Source organism: Longimicrobium sp. (genome assembly GCF_036387355.1).
Taxonomy (GTDB): domain Bacteria; phylum Gemmatimonadota; class Gemmatimonadetes; order Longimicrobiales; family Longimicrobiaceae; genus Longimicrobium.
Window position 1 is genome coordinate 1 of the sequence record NZ_DASVTX010000213.1, and the last position, 11,407, is coordinate 11,407.

Below are 11,407 nucleotides of genomic sequence, written 5' to 3' on the forward strand. Positions count from 1 at the left end.
CTTCATGAAGCCGAACGGCTTGGTGGCCGCCGCCTCGATCACCTCCCACACGTCCACGTTCAGCCGGTCGCACGCCTGCGCCAGCTCGTTGGCCAGGGCGATGTTGATCATGCGGAAGGTGTTCTCGTACACCTTCACCAGCTCCGCCGCCTCGGCGCTCTCCACCGGCACCAGCGTGTCAAAGATCTTGTCGTACAGCGCCCTGCCCCTCGCCAGGCACGCCGGCGTGATGCCGCCGATGACCTTGGGGGTGTTGCGGGTGTGCCACACCGGGTTGCCCGGGTCCACCCGCTCGGGGCTGAAGCACAGGAAGACGTCCTCGCCCACCCGCAGCCCCGTCTGCTCCAGGATGGGGAGCATGATCTCACGGGTGGTGCCGGGGTAGGTGGTGCTTTCCAGAATGACGAGCTGCCCGGGGCGCAGCGTCCGGGCGATGGCCTCGGAGGCGCTCACTACGAACGACAGGTCCGGGTCCTTGATCTTGTTGAGCGGCGTGGGGACGCAGATGCACACGGCGTCGCACTCGCCCAGTCGCGCCAGGTCGGCGGTGGCCGACAGCAGCCCCTCGCCCACGAAGGCGGCCAGCAGTTCCGACGACACGTCCTGCACGTGGCTGTGCCCGGCGTTGATGCCGTCCACCACGGAAGGGGCCACGTCAAAGCCGAGCGCGCGGAAGCCGCTGCGGGCCACTTCCACGGCGAGCGGAAGGCCCACGTATCCCAATCCCACGATTCCGACCACCGCGGTGCGGTCGAGAAAGGGGTCCATCAGGCTGCTGGCCCGGATCATATGTATACCGTCTGCGGAAACGGGTGAGGTTCAGTTGTGTTCCGGCGAGCCGGAACGAACGGGCGGTGCCGGCAAGGAGATTTGGTCGGCGGCCCGGAGGCCGAGCAATCCCCGCCGGGCAGGCGAGTCTGCGCGATACGGCTGGTGGGGTGGAACGCGGGCGCATCGGGAACTGCAGCAGCTCCCGAAGGGAGCAAATCCCGCAAGTTGCGCTCGTTGCTAAAGCTACACCGTCTGGACAGTGTTTGTCAATCCACCGCCCCTTCCCGCCGGCTTCCCGTGCTACACATCTGCAACGCCTTTGTGCCGCGCTCCACAGGCAGGACGCGGACCGGCGCCGGCGAGGGACCGCCGCCGGAGTGAAGTGCAAGCAGCGCAGCGCATTAGAGGAAAGCGGCAAGCGGGCCGTGCACCCCTCCGCGACACGAGCGGGTCAGGCACGCCCCGGGAAAGTGTACCGTAACTGCCCCAGAACGCCGGACCGGAGCGCGTGGCGGGAAAGGAGGCGTACTTTCATCTCGTCAGCGGCCCAGGATGCGCCTCCACAGCGGGCGGCTGCGCTGGCGGGGGGGAACGGGGAGGGGCGCCTCGCCCCGCAGGAGCCGCGCGGGGTTCTCCTCGGTGAGCAGGCGGGCCTGCTCACCGTACCCGCGCTCCTCCATCAGGGCGCGGCACGAGGCCACGGGGCAGCGGCCCCGTGCGTGGTAGTCGCTGCACAGATAGTCGGCGAGCCCGGCGCGCACCAGCCCCCAGCCGCGCCGGGCCGCGTCGGGGCCATACCGCCCCAGCAGGCTTCCCGCGTTCACCTGCAGCAGGGCGCCCACGCGCTTCCACTCCGGCGCCTCGTGGAGGTCCGGCGCGGCGTTGGCGTACCGTTCGGGGTGGGCCAGCACGGGGGTCCACCCCTGCATGCGCAGGGCGAACAGCGCCTCGACGGCGTTGGGCGGCACGGACATGAAAGGAAACTCCACCAGCGCGAAGGCGGTTCCGCCCAGCCGCAGCCGCGGATCGGAAAGGTCCGGGCGGGGGGTGTCGAGCATGACCTCCGCGCCGCGCACCACGCGCATGGCGGGGTGGGCGGAGGCCGCCGCGGCCAGCGCCTCCCACCCGCGGTCCAGTTCCGCCAGCCGCGCGGCCAGGGCCGCCGGATCGGCCGTGAGCGCGCCGCTCACGTGGGGGGTGCAGACCACGGTGCGCACCCCCTGCTCGTGAAAGGTGGCGAGCGCGGCCGCGCTTTCCGCCGCGTCCGCGGCGCCGTCGTCCACGCCGGGGATCAGGTGGTTGTGGAAGTCGGTGATCATCTGGCCGTTCCGCCCGCGCCGTTCAGAAGTGGAGCCGGAGCCCGGCGCCCGCCGTGAGGTTGAAGGCATCGTCCTCCAGGTGGCGGTTCAGCTCCCAGGTCGTGCGCACCTGAAACACCGCGTCCATCCCGCGGCCAAAGACCAGCGCTTCGCCGCCCAGAGAGTGCAGCACGTCGGTGCGCGGGTCCGGGTCCGGCACCGCCGCGGCGCCCAGCCCCCAGTTGTCGCGCACGCGGGTGCGGGTCCAGTCCACACTCCACCCGCCCCGCGGGGTGAACGCGTCTACCGCCACCACGCTGCCGCCGCCGCCGTACGCCGCGGGAGAGCCCAGCAGCTGGCCCCGGTGCGTGTGCCCCTGGCGCTCGGCGAAGTGGCGGTACCAGCGGCCCTGGTTGCGCGCGGTCTGCAGGTGCGAAGCCTGGCTGTTCAGGAGCTCGGCCCGCGCGGAGTACAGGGTGCCCCCGCGCCGCCACGCGCGCGAGCCGCCCAGGACGTACGACGCCGTATGGTCCGGCTCCAGAAAGGAATCAAGGAGGTCCCAGTTGTGGTCTTCTCGCCCGTACTCGCCGTACACCTCCAGGCCCGCGCGGGGAAAGACCCAGCGGGCAAAGACGGAGGCCAGCTGGTTTTCGGCGTCGCTCCGGTTGTCGGGCCCCTGGCCCGTTTTGCCCAGGTGGGCCTTGAAAAACGTTTCCAACGGGCGCAGAAAGTCGTGCACCCCTACTCCGTCGTCGCCGTAGGGGATGTGGAAGAAGCGGCTGAACCCGATCTCCAGCCCGTCCACGCCGCGGGGGGTAAAGACCCCGACGGCCCCCGCCATGAAGCGGCGGGCGGAATCCGGGTCCGCCGGCGACCAGTCCGACTGGCGCAGCGAACCCCACACCAGTCGTCCGTGCACCCGGCCGATCCCCGCTTTCCACGGAGACGAGGTCCCCAGAAAGGCGTGCGCGTACCCCGGCGCGTTGGCGCCCAGGATCAGCGGCTGGTCCGCCGCGGGCCCCCACGCCTGGCCCGCGGTGCTCACGCCCGCGGCAAGCCCCAGCACGTCCAGCCGGATGGTGCTCTGCCCGGGGTCTACCCGGCGGTACGCCCCGGTGCCGAAGCGCTGGGGAAGGTCGATGTTGGCCGGGTTGTCAGGATCGGCCAGCGGCTGCGGGCCGGACGCGCGCATGAGCGTGAACTCCGCGTTCTGCGCCCAGAACACCTCCGGCTGCAGCCGGACGGAGAGCGCCCGCCACCGCGCCGACACGCCCAGCGAGCCGCTGGCCGTCACGCCGCGCCCGGCCCACACCACCCCGTCGTTGGCCCCGTACGGAAAGGCGGAGTTGTACACGAGGTCCGCGCGTGGGGAAAGCAGGTGCACCCCGTTCCCCGCCGGACGGGTGCGCGCGGACCAGGGGTGCGCCGAATCCGGCAGAAGGCGGTCCGTTTCGGCCTGGGAAAAGCCGCGGATGGACCAGGGATGCAGCGGCACGGCCCCCGACACCTGCAGGGCGCGCAGGTACGCCTCGGACGTGCTCCCCGGGAAGACGTCGAGCGCCACGTTCTGCGCCCGCGCCGCACGGGGGGCAAGCAGAAGGCACAGGGCCACCCCGGCTCGCCGCGCGGTGCGCGCGCCGCGGGAGTGGAACGATGAAAACGGGGAGGGCACGTGGGGGAGGATGCGGCGGAAGTGGTTGGACGCAAACGAGAAAGGATGTTATCATGATACACCCGATCCTGTCCAGCGCCCCTCCCTGCCCTCCATGCCGCGTACCCTCCGCACCGCCGCGCTCGCCGCGGCCCTGCTTGCCTGTGCCCGCGCCGAAGCGCAGGCTCCCGGCGCCGGCTCATCCCCGGCCCGCGACTCCGTGCCCACGGCGCCCGCGGCCTTCCGCCCGCTGGTTCTGCTGGGCAGCGTGGCCGAAGACCGCGCGCGTACCGCCGCCCTGCGGGGCGGGCCCGCGCCGGGGCTTCTGCGCTCCGCCTCTACGGCCACCCCGCGCGCGCCCGGCGCGTCCTTGCGACTGCTTGCTCCCTGGATGGAGGCGGGGTGGAACAAGGAGATTCCCCATTCACTGAACGACGGCGCGCTGTACGCGGGCCGCGGCGGGTCCGGCCGCCTGTCCGCCGGGGTGGAGGCGGCCGCGGGGCCGCTGCGCCTGGTGCTGGCGCCCGAGGTGGTGTGGGAACAGAACGCCCAGTTTGATTCCGTGCTCCCCGACGCGTGGGACGCGGGACAGCGCGCCCGCTTCACCACGCCGTGGTACATCGGCGCGCACTCCGCGGACCTTCCGTACCGGTTCGGAGATGGGGCACGGACGCGCGTGCTCCCCGGCGAGTCGTCGCTGACCCTGCGCCTGGGCGCCGTGGAGGCGGGCGCCGCCACCGAGGCGGAGTGGTGGGGGCCGGGGATCCGCAACGCGCTGGTGCTGAGCAACAACGCCGGCGGCTTTCCCCACGCGCTGCTGCGCACCTCGCGCCCGCTCCGCACGCCGCTCGGCGGGCTGGAGGCGCGGTGGATCGAGGGACGGCTCCGGTCGTCCGCGTGGGACACCGCCTCGGCGGGGCGCCGCCGCTCCCTGAGCGCCGCCTCTCTGGTGCTGCATCCGGCCGCGAACCTGTCGCTGGGAGTCGCGCGGGCCGTGTACGCCCCCGCGGACGGCGGAGCGGCCGACGGCGCATTCGGCGTGTTCAGCCGCTGGGCGGGCGCGGGCGATACGGCCCGGGCCCATCCCTTCGACCAGGTCAGCACCCTGTTCGGCCGCTGGATCCTGCCCGGGGACGGGGCCGAGGTCTACGGGGAGTGGGGGCGCCACCGCCTTCCGTCTTCCCCGCGCGAGATGCTGGAAACGCCGGAGCACACGCAGGGCTACACGCTGGGCTTTCAATGGGCGCGGCCGGCGCTGCGAGGAGTGATCCGGCTGCAGGGCGAGCTGTCGGACCTGGAGAAGAGCGCCACGTACCGGGCCGAGCCCACCGGCAGCTGGTACGCGGGGCGCGCCGTCCCGCAGGGGTACACGCACGAGGGGCAGCCGCTGGGCGCGTCCATCGGACCGGGGGCGTCGTCGCAGTGGCTGGCCGTGGATTACATGCCCCGCACGGCGCAGTTCGGCGTATTCGCCAACCGCATCCGCTGGGCGAACGACGCGTATTACGACAAGCCCGGGGGCCACAACAGGTATCGCGCCCACGACGTGAACATCCTGGGCGGCGCGCGGGCCGGCGTTGCGGCGGGGCCGTTCTGGGCGCAGGCCGAGTGGACGGCGGGACGGCGCTACAACTACCTGTTTCAGAACCCCGCGGGCGACTGGCCGCTCCGGCACCTGTCCACCAGCCCGTTCAACCACTCGCTCCGGCTGCAGCTTTCGGCCCGGCCCTGACGCGCGGAGAGCCCGCCCCGCGCAGGGCGCCGCCTTGCTCCGGGGACCGACTTCGCTCCGGGACCCGAAGAGCACTGCGACCCAGGAGAGTCGCAGTGCTCTTTCGCTTCGCCGCCCTGTCCTGTACTTTCAATCCACCTCTCCACACCTCGCGGATCTGATCGCGCGCGGCACTCTGTCCGCGCACGCCCCCGGCGCGTTGCCCGGATCCGCCCCCGTCCCGACCGGCCCAGCCCTCATGCACAGCGTTCTTTCGTCGCCCGCCCGGCGGCTTTGTCCCGCCGTCGTGATCGCCGCGCTCGCGGCCTGCTCTCCCTCCAGTCCGTCGCCCACGCTCCCCCTGCGCACCGCGGTGCAGGCGCGGCCGGTGGCCTCCGTGGTGGTCGCCCCGGCCTCCGCCCGGCTGGGGCTGCTGCCGGCCGGGCGTTCGCTGCGGCTGACCGCCACGCTGCAGAACGCCGACAAGGAGACCGTCACCGGCCGCCGCGTTACCTGGGCGAGTTCCGACCCGTCCTCCGTCGCCGTGGACGAGACGGGGGTGGTGCGGGTGCTGCGGCCCGGCCGCCCCGTGCGGATCACGGCCACCGCGGGCGGCGTGACGGGCGCGGCGATGGTCACCCCCGACGTGTACCGAAACGACTTCGAGGACCAGGCACCCGGCCCCCTGACGGTGGCCGCCCTGAACGCCGGCTGGAACCGACCGTTCTACAGCCAGGGGGTGCAGGAAGGCCGGGTTACCGTCGTGGGTGGCGATCTCGCGTACGGCGGCGGCCGCTCGCTGCGGGTGGCGTTTCCGCGCGGCGGGGTAGGGCCCGCGGCCGGGGGGGCGCTCTGGGTGCTGCCGCTGGGCGGTACGTACACCGACCTGTACGCCTCGTATCGCGTCCGCTTCGCGCCCGGCTTTCAGTTCGTGCTCGGGGGCAAGCTCCCGGGGCTCGCCGGCGGCGCGGGCAACACGGGCGGCAGCCGTCCCACGGGGCGCGACGGGTGGAGCGGTCGCGCCATGTGGTCCGGCAACGGGCGCCTGCTGCAGTACGTCTACCACCCGGAACAGCCGAACGAGTTCGGCCAGAGCCTGAACTGGACCGTGGCCGGCAAGGCGGTGACCGCCATCCCCGGCCGCTGGTACCACTTCGAGACGCGGGTGGTGATGAACACCCCGGGGCGGCACGACGGAGTGGTTCAGGGCTGGGTGGACGGGGTCCAGGTGCTTGACCAGCGCGGGATGCGCTTTCGCGACGTGGACACCTGGGCCATCGACGCGTTTCACATGACCACCTTCTTCGGCGGCAGCGAGGCGTCCTGGGCCCCCGTCAGGGACGAGTTCATCCTGTTCGACGACGTGGTGATCTCGCCCGAGCGGAACTCCCCCCTGGTTTCGCCGAACGTGCCCGCCCGGCGCCCGTAATTCCGGCCTTCCGGAGCTGGCGCACCGCCGCACCGCGATCTCCGGGGCGGCGGAAGCACGCACTCGGGCACGGCCGCGTCGTCGCCGCTGTGCTTCTCCCGGTCGGAGCCCGCCTTCCGGCCGCGATCAAAACGCCCCCGGTCCCGCTGTGGACCGGGGGCGTTCCGCCGTCGTGAGCCGGTTCATCCGCCGTTGGCGGCGCTCCCGCTCTCCCTGTACTCGTGGTAGCGGTATCCGGCCAGTGCGGCCAGGCAGCCGGCCCCGTAGCATACGTTCCACAGCGCGCGCATGGCACCGCGGCGGCCCCGCAGCAGCGCGGCCGGGAGCAGGGCCGCACCCAGCACGAGCCTCGCGCCTCCCTTGGCCACGCGCCTGGCCGTTCGCCGCAGGGGGGGGTCCAGCGCGCGCTCGCACCAGAGCGCGCCGTTGCCCACACGAAAGGCCCGGCGCAGAATCCACCCGCCGCGGGCACGCGACGACGGCACCGTTTCTTCCACCCACGCTCGCGCCGCCCACACGATGCGCGCGCCGCGCCTCTGCGCGTGCATGAAGAAGAGCGAGTCGCCGCTTCCGCTGGTGCCGAACCGCGGATCGAACGGGCCCTCCTCGCCGCGCAGCAGAGCGGCGTCCACGAGAACGTTGTTGGTGGCGGCGGTCACCCGTTCGGAGCCGTCCGCCCCGCCCGGCGACTCGAAGAACCCGCCCCGGGCGATCCACCCGGGAACCGGGCCGGCGTAGCGCGCGCGCACCGGCCCCGAAACCACCCGGGCCCCGGTGCGCCGCTGGGCCGCCAGCAGTTCGTCCAGCCACTCGGGGGACACGGTTTCGTCGTCGTCCACGAACGCCACCCACTCGGCCCCGCGGGCGAGCGCCCATCGCACCCCCTCGTTGCGGGCCAGCGAGATGTTGCGCTCCGCCTGCACCAGCCCCGTGAGGGCGAACGGAAAGCCGGCCGCGCGAACCCGCTCCAGCACCGGCGCGGCCGAGCCCTGGGCGTCGTTGTCCACCACCACCACGGAAATGCGCGGGGCACCCTCCCGAAAGCGAACCCCGGCCAGGCTGCCGAGCAGCGCGGCGAGCAGCCCCGGGCGCCGGTACGTGGCGATGCAGATAACCACCCGCGGCGCGCCCGCGCCGTCGCGCGGCGCCGTCACCCGGCCTCCAGCGCGGCCCGGGCGAGCGGAAGCAGGCGGGCGCGAAGCGCCGCGGCCCCGGCCTGCTCCAGAAACCAGGCGCGCGCCGCGCGGGCACGCCCCGCGGCCTCGGCGGGGCGTGCCGCGACGGCGGCCAGGGCCGCGGCCAGCGCGGCCGGATCGTCCGGAGGCACGAGCCAGCCCCGAACACCGCCGCCCAGCAGCTCCGGAAGGTCCCCGACGGCGGTGGCGACCACGGGAACCCCCATGGCCATGGCCTCCAGCGCCTTGGCGGGGAGCTGCGCCCGCGCGGAGGCCGTGTCGCGCTGGGGAACGGGAGCGGCGTCACACGCGGCCAGCAGCGCGGGCATGCGCCCGTTCTCCACGCTGCCGACAAAGTGGAACCGCCCCCCGAGCGCCTGGCGCGCCTGCTCGAACTCGGCGCGCCCCGGAGGCCCCGCGGCCACCAGTTCCCACCCCGCGGCGGCAGGGTGCGCCAGCGCGGCCAGCAGGGTCGCCCATCCCTTGTGCGGGCGCGGAACCCCGGCGAACAGGGCCAGCGGAGGCCCGTCGGGAAGGCCGAACCCGCGCCGGAGCGCCACCCGGCCGGCCAGCCGCGGATCGGCGGGGTCGAACACCGCCTCGTCGGGGCCATGGCGCACCAGGGTGCCCCCGTACCGCGCCTGCAGCGACCGCGTGGCAACGGTCACCCCGCGCACCCCCCGGGTGAGCGGGTGCGCGGCGCGCGCCATCCACCGGTGGGTATCCGCGGCTCGCTGCAGAAGCCCGCGCGCACCCGGGCGGGGAGCATCGACGGAACGCGACGCCCACTCGTCGTCTTCCACGTCCAGCAGCACGGGTCGCCCCCGCGCGGCGTACAGCGCGGGCGCCAGCGTGGTGAACAGGGGCTTGCAGGCGTACAGCAGGTCGCCCGAGGCCAGCCGCGCCAGCCGCGGGATGGCGGCGAACCGGGCGGCGGCTCCGGGCGCGCAGCGCAGGGCGCGGACGGCAAAGCGGCCGCGGAACGGCGCGTACACGTCCGGGCCGCTCAGCAGCAGCCCCGCGAGTTCCACGTCGAATTCGGATTCCAGGGCGGCGGCCAGCGGAGCCGCGCGAACAATGGCGTTGCCCGCCAGGTCGTGGACGAACAGCGTGGCCCGGGGGCGGCGCCCCGCCGGCACCGTCACCCCGGCTCCGGGCGGGGAGCCGACGGTGCGCGGGCGCCCGGAAAGGGGCGGGACGGCGGCACGGGAACGCGCGGGCTCAGCCGGTGGCGCGGAACCATTCGACAAAGCGGGGGATTCCCGCCTCGATGGGCACGGAGGGGCGGTAGCCCAGCAGCGCCCGGGCCCGCGACACGTCGGCGCAGGTGCGCTGCACGTCGCCCGGCTGCGCGGGAAGGCGGTTGAGCACGGGCTCCACGCCCAGGGACGACGCCAGCAGCGACACCAGGCGGGAGAGCGAAACCGTGCCGTTCTCCCCCAGGTTCACGATCTCGAAGCACCCGGGGTGCGCCAGGGCGTAGCGGATGGCGCCCTCCACCCCCTGGACGATGTCGTCCACGTAGGTGTAGTCGCGCTCGGTGCTTCCGTCGCCAAAGAAGGGGATGGGCTCGCCGGCGCGCATGAGCCGGGCGAACTTGTGGATGGCCAGGTCCGGCCGCTGCCGGGGGCCGTAGACGGTAAAGAAGCGCAGGCAGACGATGCCCGTTCCGTACAGGTGGCCGTGCGCGTGGCAGAGCAGTTCGCCGGCGCGCTTGGTGGCGGCGTACGGGGAGATGGGCGCCGCGACGGGATCGTCTTCGCGAAAGGGAACCGAGGCGGCGTTTCCGTAGACGCTGCTGCTGCCGCCGAACACGTACGCGGGAATGGACAGCCGGCGCGCCAGTTCCAGCGTGGCCGCCGTGCCTTCCACGTTGACGCGGCTGTACAGGAGCGGATGCTCGATGGACGGCCGCACCCCGGCCCGCGCCGCCAGGTGCACCAGCACGTCGGCCCCGTCGTCCAGCCCCGCGGCCCGCAGCGCCTCCCCGGTGGCGGCGGGCTCGCACACGTCGGCCTCCACCAGGCGGAAGTTCTCGCGCCGCAGCAGGGGCGCGACGCCCGCCCGCTTGACCGTCTCCGGATAGAACGGATCGAAGTTGTCCACCGCCCACACGCGGTGGCCGCCGTCCAGAAGCCGGGCGCAGAGGTGGCTGCCGATGAATCCCGCGCCGCCGGTCACCACGACGCGGAGGGGGCGGGTCCCAGAACGCTCCGTCACCGGATCAGGAACGCCCGTACCGGTCTTCCAGCCGGATCACGTCGTCGAGTTCGGGGGTGCTGACCTCCAGCAGAACCGAATCTTCCAGCGCCTCCATGCGGTGCACGTCGCCGGGCCGCACGGTGATGCACTGCCCCGGGGTCATCTCGTAGTCGGCGCCGTTGAAGTGGAACCGCAGGCGGCCGCTCTGCAGCAGCATGGTTTCCTGCTTGCGCTCGTGCTTCTGCAGCGAGAGCGCGTGCCCGGCGGTGACTTCCAGCACCTTGCCCGCGTAGCGGTCTTCGTGCGCGTACCAGACTTCGCGCCCCCACGGCTTCTCGACGATCTTGGGAGTGGCGAAGGGGGTGGCCGGCGTCTCAGCGTGCATGTACGGACGGGGTTCGGTTCGGCAACGTCGCGGCCCGTCGCGAAGCTTCGCGCGACGGGCGGGTCAGGAACGCAAAGCTAGTGGGAGTGCCGCGGACGCGACAGGGCGGCTACAGAATCGTGCCCGCGGTCTGGCCCGGGGCGGGCCGGTGGGACGCCGGCGCTGGCCGGTGAGACACCGGCGCGGACCGGGGGACGGGGGCAGTGGCCGTGCGGGTGCGCGCGCTGGCGCCACCGTCAGCCGCGCGGCGGAACAGCTCGCGGTTGCTGAGCTCTGCCTGGCTGTCGGCCGCGTGGGCGGTTCCCATGGCCAGCGCGCCCGCGGACCAGGGGCGGTACTCGCCGTCGTCCATGTCGGCCAGGCGCTGCAGGGCATCACGAAACGCGGACGGTCGCGCCAGGGGCAGGTCCCACCCCGCGCGGCGGGCCGCCAGGGCGCGCCAGGGCGTCTGGTCGCTCGTAAGCACCGGGCATCCCTGCACCAGGGCCTCGATGATCACGTGGCCGAAGTTTTCGCCGAGCGTGGGAAAAAGAAAGACGTCGGCGGCAGCCAGCGCGCCTGGCACCTGGTCGTGCGAAAGGGGCCCGTGGTACCGGGTCCGGACGTTTGCGGGAAGGCGCGCGAGCAGGGCCTGGCAGCGGGCCCAGTACGCCGCGTCGGTCACCGGCCCGTAGATGTCGAAGCGGATGTCGCCGCGCACCCCGTCCAGCATCTGAATGGCGCCGTGCAGGTTCTTCTTCTCATCCACCCGCGACAGAAAGGCGACCCGTAGTTCGCCCGGGCGC

Annotated in this window: 10 protein-coding genes; 2 read left to right on the forward strand and 8 right to left on the reverse strand. The window is 73.3% G+C overall.

Annotated elements, in window-relative coordinates; all coding sequences use genetic code 11:
- From VF665_RS09200 to VF665_RS09210, 3 genes are all read right to left on the reverse strand, one after another.
- A partial coding sequence (locus tag VF665_RS09200; RefSeq protein ID WP_331053122.1) for a nucleotide sugar dehydrogenase occupies positions 1-768 on the reverse strand: 768 nt, incomplete at its 3' end.
- Between the two features lie 542 nt (positions 769-1,310).
- Complete coding sequence (locus VF665_RS09205) at positions 1,311-2,090, reverse strand: CpsB/CapC family capsule biosynthesis tyrosine phosphatase (RefSeq protein ID WP_331053123.1); 780 nt, start codon at positions 2,088-2,090, stop codon at positions 1,311-1,313.
- A gap of 22 nt (positions 2,091-2,112) precedes the next feature.
- On the reverse strand, positions 2,113-3,681 hold the full coding sequence (locus VF665_RS09210) for a capsule assembly Wzi family protein (RefSeq protein WP_331053124.1): 1,569 nt from the start codon (positions 3,679-3,681) through the stop codon (positions 2,113-2,115).
- A 154-nt stretch (positions 3,682-3,835) separates the two neighbouring features.
- Between VF665_RS09210 and VF665_RS09215 the strand changes: the two genes are divergently transcribed.
- Positions 3,836-5,452 (forward strand): capsule assembly Wzi family protein, encoded by a 1,617-nt coding sequence (locus tag VF665_RS09215; protein WP_331053125.1) that lies wholly within the window; start codon positions 3,836-3,838, stop codon positions 5,450-5,452.
- Positions 5,453-5,690: 238 nt separating this feature from the next.
- Positions 5,691-6,860, forward strand: coding sequence for an Ig-like domain-containing protein (locus tag VF665_RS09220; RefSeq protein ID WP_331053126.1), 1,170 nt, complete (start codon positions 5,691-5,693; stop codon positions 6,858-6,860).
- Positions 6,861-7,042: 182 nt separating this feature from the next.
- On the opposite strand, the gene VF665_RS09225 is transcribed toward VF665_RS09220, so the two are convergent.
- The 5 genes from VF665_RS09225 to VF665_RS09245 all read right to left on the reverse strand — a co-directional run.
- Positions 7,043-8,014 carry a glycosyltransferase family 2 protein gene (locus VF665_RS09225; RefSeq protein WP_331053127.1) on the reverse strand — a complete coding sequence of 324 codons (972 nt, stop codon included), beginning with the start codon at positions 8,012-8,014 and terminating at the stop codon, positions 7,043-7,045.
- On the reverse strand, positions 8,011-9,180 hold the full coding sequence (locus tag VF665_RS09230) for a glycosyltransferase family 4 protein (RefSeq protein ID WP_331053128.1): 1,170 nt from the start codon (positions 9,178-9,180) through the stop codon (positions 8,011-8,013). The genes VF665_RS09225 and VF665_RS09230 overlap by 4 nt, the downstream gene beginning before the upstream one ends.
- 76 nt (positions 9,181-9,256) lie before the next feature.
- Positions 9,257-10,255, reverse strand: coding sequence for an NAD-dependent epimerase/dehydratase family protein (locus tag VF665_RS09235; RefSeq protein WP_331053129.1), 999 nt, complete (start codon positions 10,253-10,255; stop codon positions 9,257-9,259).
- A gap of 4 nt (positions 10,256-10,259) precedes the next feature.
- Positions 10,260-10,622, reverse strand: coding sequence for a cupin domain-containing protein (locus tag VF665_RS09240; RefSeq protein WP_331053130.1), 363 nt, complete (start codon positions 10,620-10,622; stop codon positions 10,260-10,262).
- Between the two features lie 109 nt (positions 10,623-10,731).
- Positions 10,732-11,407, reverse strand: a 676-nt coding sequence (locus VF665_RS09245) for a glycosyltransferase (RefSeq protein ID WP_331053131.1), incomplete at its 5' end; no start/stop codon positions are given.

What these genes read in the sequence shown, in the direction of transcription:
- VF665_RS09205 (WP_331053123.1), bottom strand. Translation starts at nt 2,090, where the DNA reads ATGATCACCGACTTCCACAACCACCTGATCCCCGGCGTGGACGACGGC.
- VF665_RS09215 (WP_331053125.1), top strand. Translation starts at nt 3,836, where the DNA reads ATGCCGCGTACCCTCCGCACCGCCGCGCTCGCCGCGGCCCTGCTTGCC.
- VF665_RS09220 (WP_331053126.1), top strand. Translation starts at nt 5,691, where the DNA reads ATGCACAGCGTTCTTTCGTCGCCCGCCCGGCGGCTTTGTCCCGCCGTC.
- VF665_RS09240 (WP_331053130.1), bottom strand. Translation starts at nt 10,622, where the DNA reads ATGCACGCTGAGACGCCGGCCACCCCCTTCGCCACTCCCAAGATCGTC.